This is a genomic window from Prevotella melaninogenica ATCC 25845, from assembly GCF_000144405.1.
Classification (GTDB): Bacteria; Bacteroidota; Bacteroidia; order Bacteroidales; family Bacteroidaceae; genus Prevotella; species Prevotella melaninogenica.
Map to the genome: position 1 here is coordinate 1,494,945 of NC_014370.1, position 23,335 is coordinate 1,518,279.

Annotated in this window: 13 protein-coding genes, 2 tRNA genes and 3 rRNA genes; 2 read left to right on the plus strand and 16 right to left on the minus strand. The window is 41.9% G+C overall.

From position 1 onward, the window contains the following. The first annotated feature begins 98 nt into the window (after window positions 1-98). The gene (locus tag HMPREF0659_RS05970) at window positions 99-866 is read left to right on the plus strand and encodes an ABC transporter ATP-binding protein (protein ID WP_013264618.1); all 768 of its coding nucleotides are present in this window, start codon (window positions 99-101) and stop codon (window positions 864-866) included. A 264-nt stretch (window positions 867-1,130) separates the two neighbouring features. On the opposite strand, the gene HMPREF0659_RS05975 is transcribed toward HMPREF0659_RS05970, so the two are convergent. From HMPREF0659_RS05975 to HMPREF0659_RS06055, 16 genes are all read right to left on the minus strand, one after another. Beyond that, the gene (locus HMPREF0659_RS05975; RefSeq protein ID WP_013264056.1) at window positions 1,131-1,520 is read right to left on the minus strand and encodes a hypothetical protein; all 390 of its coding nucleotides are present in this window, start codon (window positions 1,518-1,520) and stop codon (window positions 1,131-1,133) included. Between the two features lie 30 nt (window positions 1,521-1,550). Beyond that, entirely contained in the window at window positions 1,551-2,864 is a 1,314-nt protein-coding gene (gene der, locus HMPREF0659_RS05980) for a ribosome biogenesis GTPase Der (protein WP_013264696.1), read from the minus strand. Between the two features lie 312 nt (window positions 2,865-3,176). After that, window positions 3,177-4,058, minus strand: coding sequence for a GTPase Era (era, locus tag HMPREF0659_RS05985; RefSeq protein ID WP_013264192.1), 882 nt, complete (start codon window positions 4,056-4,058; stop codon window positions 3,177-3,179). Between the two features lie 186 nt (window positions 4,059-4,244). Continuing rightward, complete coding sequence (locus tag HMPREF0659_RS05990; RefSeq protein ID WP_013264989.1) at window positions 4,245-5,264, minus strand: beta-ketoacyl-ACP synthase III; 1,020 nt, start codon at window positions 5,262-5,264, stop codon at window positions 4,245-4,247. A gap of 2 nt (window positions 5,265-5,266) precedes the next feature. Further along, window positions 5,267-5,452 carry a 50S ribosomal protein L32 gene (rpmF, locus tag HMPREF0659_RS05995; RefSeq protein WP_013264203.1) on the minus strand — a complete coding sequence of 62 codons (186 nt, stop codon included), beginning with the start codon at window positions 5,450-5,452 and terminating at the stop codon, window positions 5,267-5,269. A 22-nt stretch (window positions 5,453-5,474) separates the two neighbouring features. Then, a complete protein-coding gene (locus HMPREF0659_RS06000; RefSeq protein WP_013264881.1) occupies window positions 5,475-5,993 on the minus strand; it encodes a YceD family protein in 519 nt (172 codons plus the stop codon). Between the two features lie 353 nt (window positions 5,994-6,346). After that, window positions 6,347-7,513: a sensor histidine kinase gene (locus HMPREF0659_RS06005; RefSeq protein WP_044045912.1), complete on the minus strand. Its 1,167-nt coding sequence runs from the start codon at window positions 7,511-7,513 to the stop codon at window positions 6,347-6,349. Window positions 7,514-7,782: 269 nt separating this feature from the next. After that, window positions 7,783-7,895: ribosomal RNA gene (rrf, locus tag HMPREF0659_RS06010) — 5S ribosomal RNA — on the minus strand. A 232-nt stretch (window positions 7,896-8,127) separates the two neighbouring features. Then, a 23S ribosomal RNA gene (locus HMPREF0659_RS06015) occupies window positions 8,128-11,029 on the minus strand. A 223-nt stretch (window positions 11,030-11,252) separates the two neighbouring features. After that, a tRNA-Ala gene (locus HMPREF0659_RS06020) sits at window positions 11,253-11,326 on the minus strand. A 110-nt stretch (window positions 11,327-11,436) separates the two neighbouring features. Beyond that, window positions 11,437-11,510, minus strand: a tRNA-Ile gene (locus HMPREF0659_RS06025). Between the two features lie 186 nt (window positions 11,511-11,696). After that, window positions 11,697-13,227 (minus strand): 16S ribosomal RNA (locus tag HMPREF0659_RS06030). Together the 16S, 23S and 5S rRNA genes with 2 tRNA genes alongside form the textbook arrangement of a ribosomal RNA operon. Window positions 13,228-13,711: 484 nt before the next feature. Then, window positions 13,712-15,385, minus strand: a complete 1,674-nt coding sequence (locus tag HMPREF0659_RS06035) for an AMP-binding protein (protein WP_013264438.1) — start codon at window positions 15,383-15,385, stop codon at window positions 13,712-13,714. A 140-nt stretch (window positions 15,386-15,525) separates the two neighbouring features. Next, window positions 15,526-16,080, minus strand: coding sequence for a helix-turn-helix domain-containing protein (locus HMPREF0659_RS06040; RefSeq protein WP_013264432.1), 555 nt, complete (start codon window positions 16,078-16,080; stop codon window positions 15,526-15,528). A 325-nt stretch (window positions 16,081-16,405) separates the two neighbouring features. Further along, complete coding sequence (locus HMPREF0659_RS06045; protein ID WP_036924371.1) at window positions 16,406-16,882, minus strand: arginine repressor; 477 nt, start codon at window positions 16,880-16,882, stop codon at window positions 16,406-16,408. Window positions 16,883-17,289: 407 nt separating this feature from the next. Further along, window positions 17,290-21,405, minus strand: a complete 4,116-nt coding sequence (locus tag HMPREF0659_RS06055; protein WP_013264603.1) for an NACHT domain-containing protein — start codon at window positions 21,403-21,405, stop codon at window positions 17,290-17,292. A 931-nt stretch (window positions 21,406-22,336) separates the two neighbouring features. Here HMPREF0659_RS06055 and HMPREF0659_RS06060 point away from each other — a divergent pair. After that, window positions 22,337-23,065 (plus strand): Bax inhibitor-1/YccA family protein, encoded by a 729-nt coding sequence (locus HMPREF0659_RS06060; RefSeq protein ID WP_081439545.1) that lies wholly within the window; start codon window positions 22,337-22,339, stop codon window positions 23,063-23,065. Window positions 23,066-23,335: the final 270 nt, after the last annotated feature.

Below are 23,335 nucleotides of genomic sequence, written 5' to 3' on the forward strand. Positions count from 1 at the left end.
ACTCCTGAAAGTTAATACTAACTAATTAATAAGCCCATCTTCCCCCACAAGTAAGCAGATTGGGCTCCCCTCCCTTCGGAGGGGTCGGGGGAGGCTCTATGATTGAAGTAAAACATCTATTCAAATCTTTCGGCGACAAGGAAGTGCTGAAGGATATAAACATCGTTTTTGAAGACGGAAAAACAAACCTCATCATCGGACAAAGTGGTGCAGGTAAGACCGTTCTCATGCGTTCGCTCACCGGACTGCTTGACCCAACCAAGGGTGAAGTACTTTATGACGGACGTAACTTTGTCAACATGACAAAGAAAGACCAGATTCTCATGCGTCGTGAGATGGGTATGATTTTCCAAGGTGCTGCCCTCTTTGACTCGCTCACTGTACTGGAGAATGTTCGTTTCCCATTGGACATGTTTTCAGACATGACTGCTCAGGAACGTGACAAAAGAGCTATGGAATGTCTTGATCGTGTGAACCTGACAGGAGCTGAACAGAAGTTTCCTGGTGAGATTTCGGGTGGTATGCAAAAGCGTGTAGCTATTGCTCGCGCCATCGTTATGAACCCGAAGTATCTTTTCTGCGATGAGCCAAATTCTGGTCTTGACCCTAAGACATCACTGGTCATAGACGAACTTTTGACGAGTATCACGCGTGAGTTCAACATGACTACCATCATCAACACTCATGATATGAACTCCGTCTTGGGTATTGGTGAGAATATCGTTTTCATTGCAGATGGTAGAAAAGAATGGCAAGGCGACAAAGATACTGTCATCAAATCACAGAACCAGAAACTTAACGACCTCGTCTTTGCTTCTGACCTCTTTAAGAAGGTGAAGGATATAGAGAATAAGGGTACGCTGTAAATAGCTACCTCTCACTATAAGTTGTGCGAAAAAGCCGCTAATAGGATTTCCCAAACACTACCTTACTTAATAGAAAAGTCCTCCCGCTTATTGGTTTTATCCTTTTTTTAAGACAAAACTAATAAGCGGGAGGACTTTTTTCAAGTGCATATTGTAATGTTATCAGTACTTAGCACCATTGGTGCTAAGCATCAGCACCACACGTGCGGAGCAACAACACGACAATTGAAGAGGGTAAATAGAGAAATAATGGGTAACGATGTCTTATCGCATCATCCACACTCCGTGCTTCTTTAGCATTGGTACAACAACCTGCTCCATTGTCTTGTCGCCATAATGAAACAACAGAAAGGCACTGGCTGTACTATCCTTTTCAGAGAAAACAGATGAAGCCAATGACACAGAATCAATCCCTTCATGCTCTTTCTTCTGCTGCTCGATAAACTGACGGAGGTTTGTTAAGAGTTGCTTTCGATAACTATCAGGCAACTTCTCAGAACGATTCTCACCTCCTAAAAAAGCTTCATACTGACCTTTCAACAGTTGTTCGTAGTAGAGTTTGGCTGCACGACCAGCCAACTCTCCTTGGTCTACCTCTTTTTTCTTGCTGCAAGCCATCAATAAAAATGGCAAAGCAAAAAGAAAAGGAAACATTATTCTCTTCATAGGCAACACCTCCTACGACTACTTCTGACGAATGAATATATTAATTGGACAGCCATGCAGGTTCCAGTTCTCACGTATCTTGTTCTCCAAGAAACGACGATACTGCTCCTTAACATACTGTGGCAGGTTCGCATAGAACACGAAAGAAGGAATCTGTGTGTTTGGAAGTTGTGAGCAATACTTAATCTTGATATACTTACCCTTCACTGACTGTGGTGGCGTTGCCTCTATAATAGGAAGCATAACCTCATTTAACTTCGTTGTACCAATATGCATTGTGCGGTTCTGATATACCTCTTTCGCTGTTTCTAAAACCTTAAAAATACGCTGCTTCGTTAGTGCTGAAGCAAAGATGATTGGGAAGTCAACGAACGGAGCCATACGCTTACGAATAGCATTCTCGAAGGTATCAATAACCTTTTGGTTCTTATCTTCAACCAAATCCCACTTGTTCACAACGACAACAAGACTCTTATTATTACGCTGTATGAGCTGGAAGATATTCATATCCTGCGCCTCGATACCACGTGTTGCATCCAACATCAGAATACAAACATCAGAGTTCTCAATGCTTCGGATAGAACGCATAACGCTATAGAACTCCAAGTCTTCACTCACCTTGTTCTTACGACGGATACCAGCAGTATCAACAAGATAGAAATCAAAACCAAACTTCGTATAGCGTGTATAGATACTATCACGCGTTGTACCAGCAATCTCGGTCACAATATTACGATCCTCACCAATGAAGGCATTGATAATACTTGACTTACCAGCATTAGGACGACCTACGACAGCAAAACGAGGGATATCCTGATCAACTGCTTCCTCTGGTACATCCTTTAAGTTCTCAAGCAGAATATCAAGCAAGTCACCTGTTCCACCACCAGTGGCAGCACTAATACAGATAGGCTCTCCCAAACCGAGTTTATAGAACTCTGCTGCCTGATAATACTCACCGCTGTTGTCAACCTTATTCGCAACAAGGAGTACAGGGAGCTTAGTGCGACGAAGAATCAATGCTACATCCTCATCCCAGTCGGTAATACCCGTTTCAGTATCAACAACAAAGAGAACGAGGTCAGCTTCTTCCGTTGCCACAAGCACCTGCTTGCGGATTGCATCTTCAAAAATATCGTCTGATTTAACAACCCATCCACCAGTGTCAACAATAGAAAATTCGCGTCCGTTCCACTGACACTTACCATACTGACGGTCGCGTGTTGTACCAGCAGTATCGCTCACAATCGCATGACGTGTCTGAGTTAATCGATTGAAAAGTGTGGACTTACCTACGTTTGGGCGTCCCACAATAGCTACTAAATTTGCCATTAATATTGGTCTTTTCCCTCCTCATAATTCAGTGCTAACACTGTTGAAAGATTATGAAAAGGCGCCGGATGTGGTCAGGCATCCGATGAATATTTGCCGAGGATGACCATTCCCCAGCCCTCGCATTGTGCGAGAGTGTGCCCTACTAAGCAGTCAGGGCGATTTATTTTCTTATTATCAAGGAAGCTATTAGCTTTGTATTAGCCCTATGAGCCTTATTAACCTTATTAGCCCAATAAGGCTAATAAAATCTCTCCCCAGCCTATCCCGTTAGGCTCTCCCCTCCTTCGGAGGGGCTGGGGGAGGTCCCCCTTACTCTGGACTATAGCCAAAGTGTTTCAATTCTTTCTGTGAGTTGCGCCAGTCCTTATCCACTTTCACGAAAGTTTCAAGGAATATCTTCTTATCAAAGAAACGTTCCAAGCTCTTACGTGCTTCGGTAGACACCTTCTTAAGTGCCATACCCTGATGGCCAATAATAATTCCTTTCTGGCTGCTACGTTCCACATAAATGATAGCACTGATGTGAATCTGGCGGTCATCTTCCTTGAAACGTTCAATAACAACCTCAACAGAATAAGGGATTTCCTTATCATAATAGCGCAGAATCTTCTCACGAATAATCTCTGATACGAAGAACTTAGCTGGCTTATCTGTCAACTGGTCTTTATCAAAGAATGCCGGACTCTCTGGTAACAGTTCGTGAACACGCTTCAAAAGAATATCTACGCCAAACTTATTCTTAGCAGAAATAGGGAGTATCTCTGCATTAGGCAACAATCCATGCCACTTTGTTACGAGATTACCAAGTGTCTTCTGGTCGCTCTCATCAATCTTATTAATAAGAAGGATGACAGGAATTGACATCTTAGAAACCTTCTCCAAGAAGTCCATATTCTTCTCTGGATCTTCAACAACGTCTGTTACATAAAGTAAGATATCGGCATCTGCCAAAGCTGACTCAGAGAACTGGAGCATCATCTCCTGCATCTTATAGTTTGGTTTCAGCACACCTGGTGTGTCTGAAAATACTATCTGAGTGTCCTCTGTGTTGACAATTCCCATAATACGATGGCGCGTTGTCTGTGCCTTAAACGTGGCAATACTGAGCTTCTCACCGACGAGTTGATTCATCAGCGTACTCTTTCCGACATTCGGATTACCAACGATATTTACAAATCCAGCTTTATGCATATAATCTATTCACCCACTATTTCCTTCCACAGGAAGGAATGTTTGAAAAGTTCTGTTATAATTATAAGAGGAGAAAGGGGAGGTAGAAAAGTCCTACCATGCCACTCTCCTAATCCCTTAACGAAAAAACGCACCTATCTTATAAGAAAAGAAAGATGCGCTTTTTTATATGATAACTTAAAGTCTTTATTTCTTAACCGCAGCAGCGTCACCGTCATAAGCCCACTTAAAGTAAGATGCGCCATTAACGAAACCTGCACCAAAGCCAGTGAAAATGATATTATCACCCTTCTTCAGCTGTGACTCAAAATCCCAAAGAACAAGTGGCATACAAGCAGCACTGGTATTACCATAACGCTGAATGTTAACCAATACCTTCTCCATTGGAACTCCAATGCGTTTTGCAACAGCCTCGATGATACGAAGATTTGCCTGATGACAAACTACGTAATCAACATCATCTTGGGTCAAGCCATTGCGCTCCAAAAGTGTAGCACAGTCGTCACCCATCGCTGTAACAGCGTAACGGAAGACGGTGCGTCCCTCTTGGTAAGTGTAATGCAAACGATGATCAATTGTAAAGCTTGAAGAAGGACATACAGAACCACCTGCCTTGATATGGAGGAATGGAAGTCCCTTACCGTCTGTGCGATGATAAGAATCAATCATACCAACGCCTTCCTCGGTTGTACCCTCTAACATCACAGCACCTGCACCATCACCGAAAAGTGGACAAGTTGCGCGATCACGATAATCAGTAATAGCTGACATCTTATCAGCACCAATAACAATGATACGCTTGTGACGACCACTTTGGATCATATTGCAGGCAACATCGAGTGCATACATGAAGCCACAACATGCAGCAGCTAAGTCAAATGCGAAGGCATTCTTCAACCCCAGCTTTCCTAATACGATAGAAGCTGTTGAAGGATGCGGATAGTCAGGAGTCGATGTAGCAACAACAACAGCATCAATACTGTCTGGATCAGCACCTGTCTTTGTCATCAGGAGCTTTGCTGCCTTGCGGGCCATATAGGATGTACCGAGTCCCTCTTCGGTGAGGATTCGGCGTTCCTTGATACCTGTACGAGTGGTAATCCACTCATCATTAGTATCAACCATGCGAGACAATTCCTCATTGTTGAGGACATAGTCTGGCACGTAACCAGCGACACCTGTTATAATCGCATTAATCTTACTCATGCTTACTCAGCTGTTTCCTTTACGACAGCAACCTTACCACGATAGTTACCACAAGTTGGGCAAACTGTGTGATAAACATAATAAGAACCACAGTTAGGGCATAAAGCCAATGTAGGAGCTACTGCCTTATCATGAGTTCTTCTCTTGAGTGTACGAGTCTTTGACTGTCTTCTTTTTGGATGTGCCATAATTCTTTAAACGTTTAATATTTTATTTTTTCAATTTTAATAGAGCTTCCCAGCGCGGATCCATCGCCTGCTCGTCTTCCTCACCGCTTCGGGCGGCAGAATACTCCTCAAGAGCTCGTACCATAGCAGGGTTGCATTTTCCAGGTGCATGCACATGCTTGATAGGGATTGCGAGAGCTATGAATTCGTAGAGGTACCATGCAACATCGAGTATTCCTTCGTCCTCGGCCACCGTCACAAGGTCGTCCTCTTCTGAGTTTTCTTTTCCTAACTTAACTTCGAGACGTTGTGTTGTCTCTATTGGCTGCTCTACTGGGTCGAGACATATATCGCACGGAACCATTACCGTACCTGCCTCATGGAAATCAAGGGTAAAGAAATCATCTCCTGTGCGCACAATATCAAGAGATACATGCACACGTCCTTGACTCACTTCAGGAGCGTCAACTGCCTTAAAGTAAGCGTCATCCAGGTCGAACTCAAGGTGATTTACACCTTCTTCCAGACCCTTCAAATCTATTTTAAGGGTTTCTAAGTCCATAATTGGGTTGCAAAGTTACGAATATTTTTCTGATTATAAGCAAATTATAAGTAAAAAAAGTAAGGACACCCTTTGTTAGATGATTTAGGCTCTATTTCTTCTACATAATATGAAATGGGGTCTTACATTGCACTATCATTAGAAAATTAAGGCATTTTCTTAATATATCGAGTATATAAACAACTTTGTATTCTCAGCTCATCTAATGCTCTATTAGTAATAAAATTAGAAATATGTAATTGTAAAAGTCTAATTATTTGCACGTAAATAAATATTTTTTTCATGAAAGGAAATATTTATTTTCATGAAGAAAAATAATTATTATCATGAAAAGAAATTCTTCATATTATCCTTCACGCTTTGCGAAGTTCTATGCGAAAAGTTGTCCCCTTCCCTACTTCCGAGCTTTTCACATATATCTTACCATGATGATATTCCTCAACAATACGCTTAGCAAGACTCAAACCTAATCCCCAGCCTCGCTCCTTAGTAGTAAAACCTGGACGAAATACGTTTCTTATGTCTTTCTTCTTAATACCCTTTCCTGTATCGCTGACCTCAACAATAGCACGCTTGTCAGTTTCTTCTATACGAAGTGTAATACTACCTATCTTTCCTCCCATCGCATCAACAGCATTCTTACAGAGGTTCTCAATCACCCACTCAAAGAGCGAGGCATTCATATTAATGATTATATCATCTGTTGGCAACTCCGTCTTCATCTCTATCTTCTTTGATGTACGACGGTCCATATAATCGACAACATGATTGAGAACATCATTAAGACTGGATGGGACTGGCTCTGGAACGGAACCAATCTTTGAGAAGCGATCAGCAATAAGCTGTAAACGTTTCACATCTTTATCCATTTCTGGTAGAAGTTCATCGTCGGGATATGTTTCCTTCAAAATTGTTGTCCATGCCATAAGCGAGGAGATAGGAGTACCTAACTGGTGTGCCGTTTCCTTACTTAATCCAACCCATACTTTGTTTTGTTCTGCACGCTTTGATGTCAATAAGGCAAAAATAGCTACAATAACAAATAGCATAACAACACCTAATTGTACATAGGGATAAAGCGCAATACGCTTTAACATCAATGAATCATCATAGCATACATCTATATAATCATTATGATTCTTACTCAAAGAGATACGTATAACCTGACCTGAGGCTTTCAGCTGTTGACCCAAAGAAGTAACGTAATTAACGCTATCCTTTGCATTACGTGCTTTAATAACGATATTACGGTATTCTGTTACAACCCCATCATTATCCAAAACAACAACAGGTATAGTGTGATTTTCATCTAACACCTTCAACACAAGACTAAGATCCGTGTTCTCATCCGCAGCACTAAGCGATTTCATTGCTTCCGCCCAAACTTGCATCTTACTCCTTTCCTGATCTGACAAATCATGAGTCAAAGAGCGAGAAACAAGTAAAGAAGCCACAGCAATAAGAATTGCTGCAACCACTAAAAATATCTTTACCTGACGAATTCTATCAGTCCACTGCATATAAAGATATAACGAAACTATAAAAAAGATATTGTAAAGTATCAGCCCATATTACTTAATTAGCCAAATAAAACCTATTTGCCCAATAAAATACTATTAGCCTTATTAGCCTTTGAGCGTTATTAGCCCTATTCGCCCAATAAGTCTTATTAGCCCAATATAATATTGCAGCTTCTGTCCTACCAACACTTCATCAACACCTAACATCCAACACCCATCACCCAACAAAAAAAAGAGCCTTGAAGATTTCTCTTCAAGGCTCTCGTAAAAGGAGGCGGCCACCTACTCTCCCGCATTGCATTGCAGTACCATCGGCGCAAACGGGCTTAACTTCTCTGTTCGGAATGGGAAGAGGTGGGACCCCGCCGCAATAACCACCTGATATTTCTTTCGGATGACTTTACTTAATGTTACATATACTTAGTGTATATCTCTTAAGTTCTCTTATCTCAAGTAGACAATATTTAAATTCTCTACTGATAGTTGTCAGCCGTATAAGGTGACGTATTTCCACAAGCAAAACATATAGAACTTTTCTTCTTCCATTAGAAGAATACACAGCTCAAAGTCTGAGTCACTGGTCCCCGCACTCCAAACTTTGGAGGCGGGAGACCCGAAGAAAGTTTCGGGCAATTAGTAGTGCTCGGCTTTGACGTCACCGTCTTTACACCTACACCCTATCAACGTCATCGTCTATGACGACCCTTATGAGGAGTTCTCATCTTGCGGCTGGCTTCGCACTTAGATGCTTTCAGCGCTTATCCAATCCAGACTCAGATACCCAGCGGTGCACCTGGCGGCACAACTGGTAAACCGGAGGTCTGTCCAACACGGTCCTCTCGTACTAGTGTCAGCACCACTCAAAACTCCAACGCCCACGATAGATAGAGACCGAACTGTCTCACGACGTTCTGAACCCAGCTCGCGTGCCACTTTAATGGGCGAACAGCCCAACCCTTGGGACCTTCTCCAGCCCCAGGATGTGACGAGCCGACATCGAGGTGCCAAACCACCCCGTCGATATGAGCTCTTGGGGGGGATCAGCCTGTTATCCCCGGAGTACCTTTTATCCTTTGAGCGACGGAGTTTCCATACACGTCCGCCGGATCACTATGCCCCAGTTTCCTGCCTGCTCGGCATGTCTGCCTCCCAGTCAAGCGCCCTTATGCCATTGCACTCTATAAGGCCGGTTACCAATCGGCCCGAGGGCACCTTTGGAAGCCTCCGTTACGCTTTTGGAGGCGACCACCCCAGTCAAACTACCCACCAAGCAGTGTCCGCGCCACAGGCGCGTTAGACCTCAGACAGCCAAAGGGCCGTATTTCAAGGATGGCTCCACGAATGCTGGCGCACCCGCTTCGAAGCCTCCGGCCTATCCTACACATCGGATGACCAAGGTCAATGCTAAGCTGTAGTAAAGGTTCACGGGGTCTTTTCGTCCCATCGCGGGTAATCGGCATCTTCACCGATACTACAATTTCACTGAGCTCATGGTTGAGACAGCGTCCAGATCATTACACCATTCGTGCAGGTCGGAACTTACCCGACAAGGAATTTCGCTACCTTAGGACCGTTATAGTTACGGCCGCCGTTTACCGGGGCTTCAATTCAATGCTTCCCATTACTGGTGACATCTCCTCTTAACCTTCCGGCACCGGGCAGGTGTCAGGCTGTATACTTCATCTTTCGAGTTTGCACAGCCCTGTGTTTTTGTTAAACAGTTGCCTGGACCGATTCTCTGCGCCTCATATTGCTATGAGGACCCCTTATCCCGAAGTTACGGGGTCAATTTGCCTAGTTCCTTAACCATGAATCTCTCAACGCCTTAGTATATTCTACCCGACCACGTGTGTCCGTTTGCGGTACGGGTCGCATATACATTAAGTTTAGCGGATTTTCTCGGAAGTATGATTACCTGCACTCAAGTTATCCCGAAGGATTACCTGTACTTTCATGGTTCAGCTCGGAAGGTGGATTTGCCTGCCTTCCTCATAGCCTACGCACTTAAACGCCCTATTCCGTCAGGGCGCAGCAGTGTCACTGCTCCGTCTCCACATCACTGTATATGCGAGTTGCGGAATATTAACCGCATCTGCCATCGCCTTCGCCGTTCGGCTGAGACTTAGGACCCGACTAACCCCGGGCTGATTGGCATCGCCCGGGAAACCTCGGTCTTTCGGCGAAAGGGAATCTCACCCTTTTTATCGTTACTTATACCTACATTTGCTTTTCCATAAGCTCCAGGATCGGTTACCCTCACCATTCAACGCCGATGGAATGCTCCCCTACCGATACTTTTAATATACATTACTATCCCGCGCCTTCGGTATCTGACTTATACCCGATTATTATCCATGCCCGGACCCTCGACTAGTGAGCTGTTACGCACTCTTTGAATGAATGGCTGCTTCCAAGCCAACATCCTAGCTGTCACGGGGACCAGACTTCGTTAGACTAACTTAGACAGAATTTCGGGACCTTAGACGGCGGTCTGGATTCTTCTCCTCTCGGGGACGGACCTTAGCACCCGCCCCCTTACTGCACGACTGCAGTCCATAAGCATTCGGAGTTCGTCAGGTCTCGATAGGCGGTGAAGCCCTCTTGACCTATCGGTCGCTCTACCTCTTATGGAAATCGTCGCACGCGGCACCTAAATGCCTTTCGGGGAGTACGAGCTATCTCCAAGTTTGATTGGCCTTTCACTCCTACACTCACCTCATCGGGAAGCTTTTCAACGCTTATCCGTGCGGTCCTCCATCCGGTGTTACCCGGACTTCAACCTGGGCAAGTGTAGATCACTTGGTTTCGCGTCTACCCCATCTGACTCGACGCCCTATTCAGGCTCGCTTTCACTGCGGATGCGCGTCTCATGACGCTTATCCTTGCCAGACATGGTAACTCGTAGGTTCATTATGCAAAAGGCACGCCGTCACCGCTTACGCGGCTCCGACCGCTTGTAGGCGCATGGTTTCAGGAACTATTTCACTCTCCTCATCGGAGTGCTTTTCACCTTTCCTTCACAGTACTCGTTCACTATCGGTCTCACGGGAGTATTTAGCCTTACCGGATGGTCCCGGCAGATTCGCGCAGAATTTCACGTGTTCCGCGTTACTCAGGATACCACTACGTCTCGTCATGCTTCGAATACGGGATTATCACCCTCTATGATTGTTCTTTCCAGAACATTCTTCTCACAATCTAAGTACGACAGCGTGGTCCTACAACCCCTGCTAAGCGTTGCCACAAAGCAGGTTTGGGCTATTCCCCGTTCGCTCGCCACTACTAGGGGAATCATTATTTATTTTCTCTTCCTAAAGGTACTAAGATGTTTCAGTTCCCTTCGTTCGCCTCACTACTACTGTAGTGATAACAGGTCTTCAACCTGTTAGGTTGTCCCATTCGGAAATCCTTGGATCAAAGGTTATTTGCACCTACCCAAGGCTTATCGCAGCTTATCACGTCCTTCATCGCCTCCGTGAGCCAAGGCATCCGCCATGCGCCCTTTCTTACTTTCTTCGCCTTCTTTGTAATTGCTTACAAAGAATGTAGCTCATACTTTCAGCTGTTGTGTGATTCTAAAGAATTTGAAGTTTTTTCTTCAATAATTAGAATTCTAATTCTTCCCATTATAGAAAGAATAGTTCTACATTACAGTCTTGCTTGTGTCAATATGTCAAAGATCTTGTGCTGTTACTCTCTGTGTTCTGAGGCAGTGCCTCAGAAACATAGAACAGCAAAGTGGAGAATAACGGATTCGAACCGTTGACCCCCTGCGTGCAAAGCAGGTGCTCTAGCCAACTGAGCTAATCCCCCAAGGGATAGAGAAAGTATCAAAGGACTTTAAGTCTGTCACACATGGCTTAGCGCCAATGTGTAGTCCCAAAAGACTTGTGCCTGATACACATTGGCTTAACGCCGATGTGTAGTCCCAGGCAGACTTGAACTGCCGACCTCCACATTATCAGTGTGGCGCTCTAACCAACTGAGCTATAGGACTGAGTTGGAAGAAAGCACTGCGGCTTCTCATGCCAGACTTCCTTTCTCTTATTCTTAAAACAGAGTGCAGTGAGTACAAGAAGAAAAACGAACCAAAGGTTCTTTTATTTCCTTGATTACCGTTAACTTCTTGACATGTATACTTAAATACTTATCAACTAAATCAACTAATAAGCATCCTCTCCAGAAAGGAGGTGTTCCAGCCGCACCTTCCGGTACGGCTACCTTGTTACGACTTAGCCCCAATCACCAGTTTTGCCCTAGGCCGATCCTTGCGGTCACGGACTTCAGGCACCCCCGGCTTTCATGGCTTGACGGGCGGTGTGTACAAGGCCCGGGAACGTATTCACCGCGCCATGGCTGATGCGCGATTACTAGCGAATCCAGCTTCGTGGGGTCGGGTTGCAGACCCCAGTCCGAACTGGGACCGGCTTTCAAGATTGGATGCAATTTGCATTACACCGTCCCTCTGTACCGGCCATTGTAACACGTGTGTAGCCCCGGACGTAAGGGCCGTGCTGATTTGACGTCATCCCCACCTTCCTCACACCTTACGGTGGCAGTGTCTCCAGAGTGCCCAGCTTAACCTGATGGCAACTGAAGAGAGGGGTTGCGCTCGTTATGGCACTTAAGCCGACACCTCACGGCACGAGCTGACGACAACCATGCAGCACCTTCACAGAGACCCCGAAGGGCGTCATTATCTCTAAATCCTTCCTCTGCAATTCAAGCCCGGGTAAGGTTCCTCGCGTATCATCGAATTAAACCACATGTTCCTCCGCTTGTGCGGGCCCCCGTCAATTCCTTTGAGTTTCACCGTTGCCGGCGTACTCCCCAGGTGGGATGCTTAATGCTTTCGCTTAGCCGCTGATACCAGGTACCAACAGCGGGCATCCATCGTTTACTGTGCGGACTACCAGGGTATCTAATCCTGTTTGATACCCGCACCTTCGAGCTTAAGCGTCAGTTGCGCTCCCGTCAGCTGCCTTCGCAATCGGAGTTCTTCGTCATATCTAAGCATTTCACCGCTACACGACGAATTCCGCCAACGTTGTGCGTACTCAAGGAAACCAGTATGCGCTGCAATTCAGACGTTGAGCGTCTACATTTCACAACACACTTAATCTCCAGCCTACGCTCCCTTTAAACCCAATAAATCCGGATAACGCCTGGACCTTCCGTATTACCGCGGCTGCTGGCACGGAATTAGCCGGTCCTTATTCGTATGGTACCTGCAAATAGGGACACGTCCCTAACTTTATCCCCATACAAAAGCAGTTTACAACCCATAGGGCCGTCATCCTGCACGCTACTTGGCTGGTTCAGACTTCCGTCCATTGACCAATATTCCTCACTGCTGCCTCCCGTAGGAGTTTGGACCGTGTCTCAGTTCCAATGTGGGGGACCTTCCTCTCAGAACCCCTACTGATCGTTGCCTTGGTGGGCCGTTACCCCGCCAACAAGCTAATCAGACGCATCCCCATCCATTACCGATAAATCTTTACTTCAAATCTGATGCCGTCATCGAAGACTATGCGGTATTAGTCTGCCTTTCGGCAGGTTATCCCACAGTAATGGGAAGGTTGGATACGCGTTACTCACCCGTGCGCCGGTCGACGTCCAAAGAGTGCAAGCACTCAATGCCGTTTCCCCTCAACTTGCATGTGTTAAGCCTGTAGCTAGCGTTCATCCTGAGCCAGGATCAAACTCTCCATTGTAAAATATGTTTTGGTGATAAGTGATGGGTGATAAATGATAATGGATACCATGTTAACCCAAACGCTTCACCGAGTAATCTCTGTTTCAGAACGCTTATCCTAAAAGTATCAAGTAAAAAGCACCTTTTCTTTTGTTCCTTTAGTTTTGAGGCGGTGCCTCAAAAGTAGGAACAACGAATTGATCGGTTCGTTTCTTTTACCCATCCATTTGATATAAAATCAAACAGACGCTTCTTGTACTACTTCTCTGTTTATGTAAATCTTTTCAAAGAACTCTTTCTTTATATGCTTTAAGCAACTTGCCAGGTGGCTTGTTTTGTAAAGCGAGTGCAAAGGTATACAGAATTTCCGTTCCCACCAAATGTTTTGAAAAAAAACTTTCAAAAAATTGCATTTTTCTTCTTTATACCACATTTTAAAGCCCCAAATTATGCACTACACATTATATAATATAAAGACATGCTTAAAAAGAAAACAAATCTATCTACTGCTTATCACGTTCACGAATTTCCACACGTCGAATCTTTCCAGAGATTGTTTTCGGTAACGCATCAACAAATTCTATGATACGTGGATACTTGTAGGGAGCTGTCACACGCTTCACATGATTTTGCAATTCCTTCACAAATGCATCATCAGCCTTACCCTTCCAATCATTAGCAAGGACAACAGTTGCCTTTACAATCATACCACGTATCTCATCTGGCACACCCGTTACTGCACACTCAACAACTGCAGGATGAGTCATCAGTGCACTCTCTACCTCAAACGGCCCAATACGATAACCCGAACTCTTTATAACATCATCAGCACGACCTACAAACCAATAATATCCTTCTTCATCACGCCATGCCAAATCACCAGTATGATAAAGATTATCATGCCAAACTTTCTCAGTCAATTCAGGGTCACGATAATATCCCTTAAAGAGTCCTATCGCCTTCCCAGCACTGGTATCTATACAGATTTCACCCTTTTCACCATCTTCACACGGAGAGCCGTCCGACTTCAATAACTTAACATCATACTGTGGATTCGGTTTACCCATACTGCCTGGCTTAGGTTTAACCCAAGGGAAAGTGCCCAAAGTCATTGTCGTTTCCGTTTGTCCAAAACCTTCCATCATCTTGACTCCCACAAGCTCATAAAACTTCTGGAAGACAACTGGTTCAAGAGCTTCTCCAGCCGTAGTGCAATACTTCAGCGCAGAAAGATCATACTGCGAGAAATCCTCTTGCAACATAAAACGGTAGATAGTTGGAGGTGCGCAGAACGAAGTAATACGATATTTCTCCATCATACGCATAATCTTCTCTGCCGAAAATTTCTCATGATCATATACGAAGACCGTTGCACCCGCAAACCATTGTCCGTAAAGTTTACCCCACACAGCCTTTCCCCATCCCGTGTCAGCCACAGTTAGATGGATACTATCCTCATCAAGGTTATGCCAGAAAACACCTGTTACTAAATGTCCTAACGCATAGAGATGATCATGCGCCACCATCTTCGGTTCACCGCTGGTACCACTTGTGAAATACATCAACATCGTATCTTCATTTACATTCACTTCCTCTGGACGTACAAAGGCTGGCGCTTTCTCCCATTCAGCAAACCAATCATGAAATCCCTCTGCTACAGGGCAACCTTTCTGTGCCAATGAGTTAACAGCAACAAGTACCTCTACCGTTGGACTCTCAGACATAGCCTCTCGAACCTGCGTAGTCACATATTCATCATTGACACATATTATAGCTTTTACAGACGCACGCTGATTTCGATAAACGATATCACTTGCCGTCAACATATGGGTTGCAGGAATTGCCACAGCACCTATCTTGCACAGCGCCATCATCGAAATCCACCATTGATAATGGCGTTTCAATATCAGCATAACCTTGTCTCCACGTCGAATACCAAGACTAAGGAAGTAAGCTGCTGCCTGGTCGGTTTGCTCTTTAAACTCGGCATACGTTGCCCTCAACTCCTCTCCACGTTCACTGGTCCACAGCAAAGCTAACTTATCTGGTGCAACCTTCGCCCACTCATCCATAACATCGTAAGCAAAGTTAAACGTTTCAGGAACTACGAAATGTAGGTTGTCACGAAAATCTTCCTCTGAAGTAAAATGTGTTTGTGTTAAATATCTTTCTATCATTTTATTCTTTTGAATTAACATTATGCTTTATAGGTTTTCCTATATCACACAAAATAAACATATTAAAAGACTATACCCCTCTCTAAAGTACACGATATACCATCGTCTCTATTCCTTTAGAGGTTATGAATAAACTAAACCTAAAATATAATAGCCAAAAAGCGCATTGGTACGTTATCCAAAGCACGCATACAATGAGGTTGATTAGCATCAAAATAAATGCAATCACCTGGTTCTAAAACAAATCGTTTATCCCCTAACCTAAGATCCATACGCCCTTCCCAAACCATATTAAACTCTTGTCCAGGGTGTATATCCATATTTACAGGGGCATCTTCAGGCTTTGGCTCTACCGTCACAAGAAAGGGATCCGCCCTACGACCACTGAATCCGCTTGCTAAACTCTGATATTTATAGGCATACTTACGCTCTACGCTCATACCCTTCCCCCTACGTGTAAGGAAATAAGAACACATGTGTGGCTCCTCACCAAACATCAAAGCATCCAACGCAATACCATACTTTTGAGACAACTTATATAGTCTACTAACCGACAAGTCACTCTCTCCTGCTTCCATTTTTAGATATTTCTCATCCGTGACACCACAGGTTTCTGCCATTTCTTCTACTGAGATATCCAAAGACTCACGTAAGCCTTTTAATCTTTCGCCTATTAACTTTATCGCTTCTTCCATAATCCTATATACAACTTTATTCTTCGCAAAAGTAAGAAATAAAATCAAATACACATCGAAAAGTGATAACTTTTCAGTAATTTGCATATTAAATAAACAAAATTATACACACCTATAGGTGAGTTGTGCATATAAATATCAAATTTAGATGGCAATAATTACAAATAACTTATCCTACAAAGAAAAGGAAACATTGGGAATAAAACACACAAAAAACTCGTTTCATAAATCCATTTCTATAGAATTTATAAAACGAGTTTTTAAAAGACTTACACCTTATATATTAATATCAAAAGTCGATACTTGATGTAAGTACGCACGATTCCTATCCAATCTCAGGAATTACATACGACAATGCCTCTAACACTTGACCACGCGAAGCACCCTCACGAAGCGCAATGAAGATAGTATCATCGCCCGCAATTGAACCTAATATATAATGTGAATCAGAGTTATCAATGTCGTATGCAAGCGCACTGGCATAACCTGGACGTGTCTTAACAATAGCCAACTGCCCCGAGATATTTACCGAGATATACCCACTTCGCTGCATCATCTCCGTTGCTTTACGAGGAGTCGTCACACGACGATACATTGTCTCATTTGGCAGAACATATACATACTTTCCGTTCATAGAAGCAGCCTTTGCCACTTTCAACTGCTTGAGATCACGACTCAATGTTGCTTGAGTCAGTTTGAATCCTTCTTTCTCTAATTCCTTTAATACTTCTTCCTGGGAACTAAGTTCCATACTTGAAATTAACATCTTCAATGCTTCAAGTCTACTATTTTTCACCTTCATAATCGTATATTTATCCTGGTTTGTCTGCAAATTTATGCAACCTTTTGTAAATCTGCAAATAAAAATGCAATAAAAAGTATTATTATGCCTCAATATTTGCATAAAGCAATAAAAAATCGTGCCATATCAATTATAACCTTTATTCTGCAGCGTAAATGGGTGAGAATAGGAAGGCAGAACGTTCTGAACCTATATACAAAAAAGCATACTACTCTGAGATATTTCTTGAATATAATAGCATTTCTTTGTGGTTTTCATATTCACCACTGGTTTGGGTGGAAGATTTCATGCTTAGATAAAGCTCCAAAAGACCCCAGAAAGCCTCATATCAATGTATAAAGCTTCAAAAAGACATCTCAATATATAAAGTTTCTCACAAGAAATAATGCTGCGGAATTAAGAAATGACTACTTATGGCGAGTCTTAAGACTCCCTATCACCTCACCGTCTCCTGACAATGTATAAACCCCACTAATAACTGGCCACGAAGGGAAATTTGCAGGGAAGTTATAAAACCCAATTATGTTTTTTTCACCTAGCACATACCACATGATATGCTTATGATTATTGTTCAGATAGGAAAGTAGTGTATCCTTACGAATAAGTAAATACTTCTTTGATTGCTCAACTTCACTAGTGTCAAAACAAACCACTTTACCGTTGTCATCAGAGAATATGCCTTGTTTATCTGTAAACTTCATATCCACCCCATCGAATAATTGTTTTGAAGGTAAAAGGCATGAGAAAGCTGTTTCCTTGGAATAATCTTCTTCTGCTTCCCATAGATAATAAATAGCTGTGATCTCTATATTCCCCATAAACTCTTCAGAGTTTCTATCGTAGAGTTCCTTTTTAGTTATACCTTCAGAGTCATAGATATGATAAGCTGGAGACCAATAGTATTCACGATAAAACATTTCATACCTTTCGCTGTTTTCTGGCATCCATCTTCCACCAAAATCCTGTTTGCTAGCCCATTCGTAAATACGATTGAAGTCTGTTTCGTCAACGATGCAGCTCCTTACCTGATACCATAGCCTCTTATAGACACCATTATCATAATGTGGTTCTTCCCATGAAGGGTAGCATTCCAAAGCAAGCCATTCACATCCATCTGAATCTTTAGTTTCGATGATGGGCTCAACCGATGGTAGATCATTATCTGCATTAAGCCAGTCTACCATATCCATATCCCAGTTGGCATATTTTTCATCACTCCACCAGAAGTTATCTTTCAACTCATCTTCTGGGGATAATTCGTTAATATGGATTAATGTTGTTGGGTCTATATCACGTACAAATGGATCCCATGGTCCTTCATATTTCACCACATTATTGCTCCATGCGCCTTCTATTTTGAGGAAATTATCCGAGACACGTGCTAACAATTCATGAAACGCAAGCCACTGATACTTCTTGCCAATTCGCTCATTGGGTGTCGTTGTTCGTCCTCTTCCTGAACCAATTACCTTATCAAAAACACCATGTTTGTCTTCACTATATCCATATTTATTGATAATGAGTTTAATGGCTACATAGTTTAAGCTTTCTGCATCTATCTTCCAATTGCTCAATGCACTTTGGAAGGTGTATCTACCGAAATCTCCATAAGAGAGACTGCTATGCTCAGGAAGCATAGACATTACCATACCGCACATACCGGGCGAATCTTTATAATTACCACATTTATCCAATATAGACATAATATCTTCTTCTGTAACAACATCGAACTCAAACTTACTGTTGTAAGGAGGTCTTATTTTGTCAAGGGCAATATCTAATTCTACTCCAATTGATATTGCATATTCTATAATCTCTCGGGCATAATCACGTAGTAATATGTGTGGATAGATTTCGCCCTTTACGTCAAATATCGAGCTATATACATATAGACTTATTTCTTTAAGACTTTCTTTTGACGTGGTGCGAACTGCACAGCCGAAAGCGATGCAGTAAAGCCTTTCTTGAATGTAAGGATCATCAACCGTCTTGAATTTCTCAAATAGAGATATCAATATATTCATTCGGCTATGCAATAGCTGAATTAGAGCCTTGGTAGCTGTGTCGCGTAGCTTTCTATTTGTACTAGCTAACAACCAAGCAAGTAAGGTGACACCTAATTCAACAGATTTATCGGAAATATGAATCTTATCACTTTCATCCCATGCCCAGTTTATGATCTCCTCCATAATATTATCTTGACCACTATAAATTTGATACAGTATGGGAATCCACACTGCATCTCTATCAGCTAACTTCATTGGCGCAAGAATATGATGAAGATAGTTGGCATTAAAGTAATTCCCATGATTAAAGCTTATCTCTATAATTGTTATAACAAATCGGTACATAAATCGACTATTACCATAAAACTGTTTGAAGTAGCTATCAAGACGAGAATCTATTGTCTTTTCGTCCCGCCATAACAAACTTGAAAGCACAGCATTAAATACATATCCTTTTTCCTTAAATTGTGGTAGAACATCGAACAATTCTTGTCCTCTACGTTCTGGCAGTAAGATGGCTAGAGCTTCAAACAACCCATTAACCTTATCTAATCTTTTGATATCTTTCAAATAACTTATAAGGCTCACCGAATCAAGCTTCAAATTATTAATAATATATTCTGCCTGCAATATATTCTCAAAACGCTCGTATGAAAGATAGATACCTTCAACGTCTCCACCATCTTCGTCATAGAAGATGTTCTTACTAAAAACACCTTCTGAAATCAATAAATCGACAAGTTCCCCCTCTTTGAAAGTTCGCGGACTTATTTCCGATAATATTTCGCTTGCTTCATCTACTGATAATTCATGACAACCATTCTCTGTCAAGTATTCAATATACCTGTGAACAGCTTTCTCGACCACACTTATAGATGATGAATTTCGGATATGAGACCTGATAGACTTCTCAACACCATCAAAAAATAATTTAATTACTGAAGAGATACCCCTTATACCATCAGGTATTTTATGGTAACCATTCTTCTGCATGCCTTCACAAAACAAATGCAAGAACAAAGGATTCCGAAACTCAGGGTTTAGTAGAGGAACCGACGGATACAAAATATTGTACTCCTTAAAATATGTCAAGACAGCCTTTCGGGTATTCGCACCAAAACCTCTATGAATTGCCCTTACACAATAATCATATCCGAATTCATCCCGAGGAATAATTGCTGGTACATATGATGTACGTATACTTAAGACTAATCCTAACCATGGATGCGCACGGAAAGACTCAATAAAACTTCGTATACAGTTTGGCCATATATTCAGTCCATGTCCCTCATTAATAGCATCTATGAATACAACTAACCTATGCCCAGATATCTCTGCCTTAGCTTCAAGCGTTTCTAACAATTCTTCAGAAGATCCGTCAAAATTAAGCATTCTCATTATCTGAGTAAAAGGTTCTTCGTCTGTTGTAAACTTTTGTCCTAACAATAACAAACTATCCAATTTATCATTCTTACGCTTCTCTACAATATCAGCTAGCAAATGAGATTTACCAACACCTGCATCACCTTCTAGAATCAGTACTGGATCATTAACCAATTTCATGACTTCTTGATGAAGACCGTTGTAGACATTCAAAAGATCTACACTTAATTCATAGATTTTTTGGATTTCCCTATTAATATTTTGGCTAATATCCTTTTCTATAAGATTATAATAAATGTCCTGTATGGTATTCGCTAAGGACATCAACGATAACAAAAAATCATCTATAGGAATTTTTTCAATTCCTAAAATATCAACTTCTTTAATTCGCTCGACACTTTCCCTGACGTCTATAACCCTCTCTGTGGCTTCTTGACATTTTTCATTCTTTTCTATCTTTTGACAAGCTGATTCGGCTTTTTTCAGTTCAGTGTTAAGGAATTCTTTAAAGGATTTACCTCGTGAGAGGACTGCAAAATATTGGGCTGAACTTACCTCTATATTTAACTTGGGTGTATAGCGATTGCCAAGGTCTAGGATGGACGCCTTGTTAAATAATAAAAAATTGTCATCTGTGAATTCATTATTACCAAACCAAAAACGAAGTAGTCCTTGATTGGAAGGGATTTGAAGTCTTGCTATAAGATCTGATGACCACCAAAACTCGAAAGTAACATTGGCATTTACCTTCTGCCATCTATCAATATAACCATTGATACGCTCTTTCATACTCTTCCTACCAGAAATATGAGCATCAGAAGGATCTATAGGGACAGCAATAATGTATTTCTTCAGATTGGGATACGCACTTAAAGCCTCCTTCACAGAATTATCTATCTGCTGATACTGAGAATTATCAAAAGCATTACAAAAATATTTAGCCTGCCAGGCTATTAGGCTACCATCTTCTAGAATCCAATAACACTCTACACCTCCATCCGGCTTACCATTCCGCACAAATTTCTTTATGTCTGTAATGTCCTCTTTGCGTGCCAATTGGCACACAAATTCCTCAAACCCATCGTTTAATGATCCATTAACAAGTCGAATATTATTGAAATCTATATTTTTCATAATGCAGCTTTTAAAATAATAATTTCCTAATGATTTTATATCTCAACATCAACTAATTAGTCACAACGGTCATATTACCTCATACGTTAGTGTAGGATTGACTATTCTCAAGTTTACCATTTTCATACCACATGTGACTTTAACTTAACGTGAATTCGATAAAATTAAATTTGTCTAAGTTTAAAGAATAGAGTGCTACTGTAACTCTTAATGTATTTAATACTGAAAGATTACAAATAAATTAGTGCAATATTCACAGTGGACAAAGTTACAGAAATATTTTTTTTTGCAGATGAATTCGGCAAAGTATTTGATTAAATAATGAAAAATAGACTATACGTTGAAAAATTTATCGTAATTCGACTATGAAACACTTTGATATGTCAGAAATTTCACCTAATCTTAGTGCTAAGAAAATAATAGGCTCTTTTGGAATTTGGAGTGATAAGGTTTACCTTTTTAGTTTAGAACTTTGAAGAATTATCACACAGAGGAGCGGAGGTTTTCAAATACCAGAAATCGTTAGACACGGAGGCACTGTCAGTGCGTGGAGCAACGGAGAGTATTTGCGAGGTTTATCAGATTTTGTTTGCAAGGTCTACGAATAGCGTTTATTCTAGCAACCTACATGCTACGTCTCTGTCGCTCATTGTGCCATCGGAACCTCCGTGTTATAGTTTCATCTCCGTTCATTCCATTTTTCTGTGTCCCTTACATGTCGTAGGCTTACGTTATGATTTCATATTTCGGGAGAAACTTATTTATGACACACTTACAAAAAACCAACTACATATTTGTCAGTGTCCAATTTTTCCTTTATATTTGCAACTGAATGGCATAGCATTTGCATAACAAACAAATATAAAACAGTTATGCCACAGCGCCAAAAGTATGGTGGCAATAGAGAACAGATAACAAACAAAGAAAGATTATGAATATGAATTTTGACAATTTCACAAACGTGACAAGTAGCCAAGAGCGCGACTTAGAAATGTCACGTGTATTTCCATCACTCATGCGTAAGGTATATGTATGGATGGCTATGGCACTTGCTATCACTGGCGTTATTGCCTATGGTGCTGGCAATTCTCCTGCCCTCATCCAACTCCTCTATATGGGACGCGGTCCATTACTTGTGGCAGGTTTGGTTGAAGTAGGTATTGTATGGTACCTTTCTTCACGCATCGATAGACTGTCACTCGTTGCTGCAACAGTATGGTTCATTGCCTTTGCTGCCCTCAACGGACTGACATTAGGTTGGATTTTCGCTGCCTTTTCTTCAGCAGCCATCGCTAAAACCTTCTTTATTACAGCAGGAACTTTCGGAGCTATGGCTTTGATAGGTTCTACAACAAAGAAGGATTTAACCAAGATGGGCGGTATACTCTTTATGGCACTGATTGGTCTTATCATCGCAGGATTGGTAAACATCTTCTTAAAGAGTACAATGTTCGACTTGATCGTTAGTGGTATCGGTGTGCTTGTCTTCACAGGTCTTACAGCTTGGGATGCACAGAAGATTAAACAAAACTTGCGAATGGCACCAGATGCCGGCGAGGGAGCACAGAAGGTTGCACTTCTTGGTTCATTGAGTCTTTATCTTGACTTTATCAACCTCTTCCTTTATCTCCTCCGTTTCCTCGGAAACAACCGAAACTAATAAAGGAAGATTCAAACATACAAGGACAATCCAATCGGGTTGTCCTTTTTTATTGATAAATATTTCTACATTCATTGATGAAGATTTCTACCGAGTAAGATTTATGAGAATAGTATTACCTCATAGAAGTTAACATTGCTTTTAACCCAAATAATAGCCTTTCTAAGTATCTATAGCATAGTATTGAGTACTTCGCACCATTGGTGCTAAGCGCCAACACAATCTGTGTTAAGCCTCAACACAACAACCAAAGATGGTATATCAGATTAC

Excerpts from the sequence above, each read along its gene's own strand:
- HMPREF0659_RS05970 (WP_013264618.1), top strand. The coding sequence starts at position 99 with ATGATTGAAGTAAAACATCTATTCAAATCTTTCGGCGACAAGGAAGTG.
- HMPREF0659_RS05975 (WP_013264056.1), bottom strand. The coding sequence starts at position 1,520 with ATGTTTCCTTTTCTTTTTGCTTTGCCATTTTTATTGATGGCTTGCAGC.
- der (WP_013264696.1), bottom strand. The coding sequence starts at position 2,864 with ATGGCAAATTTAGTAGCTATTGTGGGACGCCCAAACGTAGGTAAGTCC.
- era (WP_013264192.1), bottom strand. The coding sequence starts at position 4,058 with ATGCATAAAGCTGGATTTGTAAATATCGTTGGTAATCCGAATGTCGGA.
- HMPREF0659_RS05990 (WP_013264989.1), bottom strand. The coding sequence starts at position 5,264 with ATGAGTAAGATTAATGCGATTATAACAGGTGTCGCTGGTTACGTGCCA.
- rpmF (WP_013264203.1), bottom strand. The coding sequence starts at position 5,452 with ATGGCACATCCAAAAAGAAGACAGTCAAAGACTCGTACACTCAAGAGA.
- HMPREF0659_RS06000 (WP_013264881.1), bottom strand. The coding sequence starts at position 5,993 with ATGGACTTAGAAACCCTTAAAATAGATTTGAAGGGTCTGGAAGAAGGT.
- HMPREF0659_RS06005 (WP_044045912.1), bottom strand. The coding sequence starts at position 7,513 with ATGCAGTGGACTGATAGAATTCGTCAGGTAAAGATATTTTTAGTGGTT.
- HMPREF0659_RS06035 (WP_013264438.1), bottom strand. The coding sequence starts at position 15,385 with ATGATAGAAAGATATTTAACACAAACACATTTTACTTCAGAGGAAGAT.
- HMPREF0659_RS06040 (WP_013264432.1), bottom strand. The coding sequence starts at position 16,080 with ATGGAAGAAGCGATAAAGTTAATAGGCGAAAGATTAAAAGGCTTACGT.
- HMPREF0659_RS06045 (WP_036924371.1), bottom strand. The coding sequence starts at position 16,882 with ATGAAGGTGAAAAATAGTAGACTTGAAGCATTGAAGATGTTAATTTCA.
- HMPREF0659_RS06055 (WP_013264603.1), bottom strand. The coding sequence starts at position 21,405 with ATGAAAAATATAGATTTCAATAATATTCGACTTGTTAATGGATCATTA.
- HMPREF0659_RS06060 (WP_081439545.1), top strand. The coding sequence starts at position 22,337 with ATGAATATGAATTTTGACAATTTCACAAACGTGACAAGTAGCCAAGAG.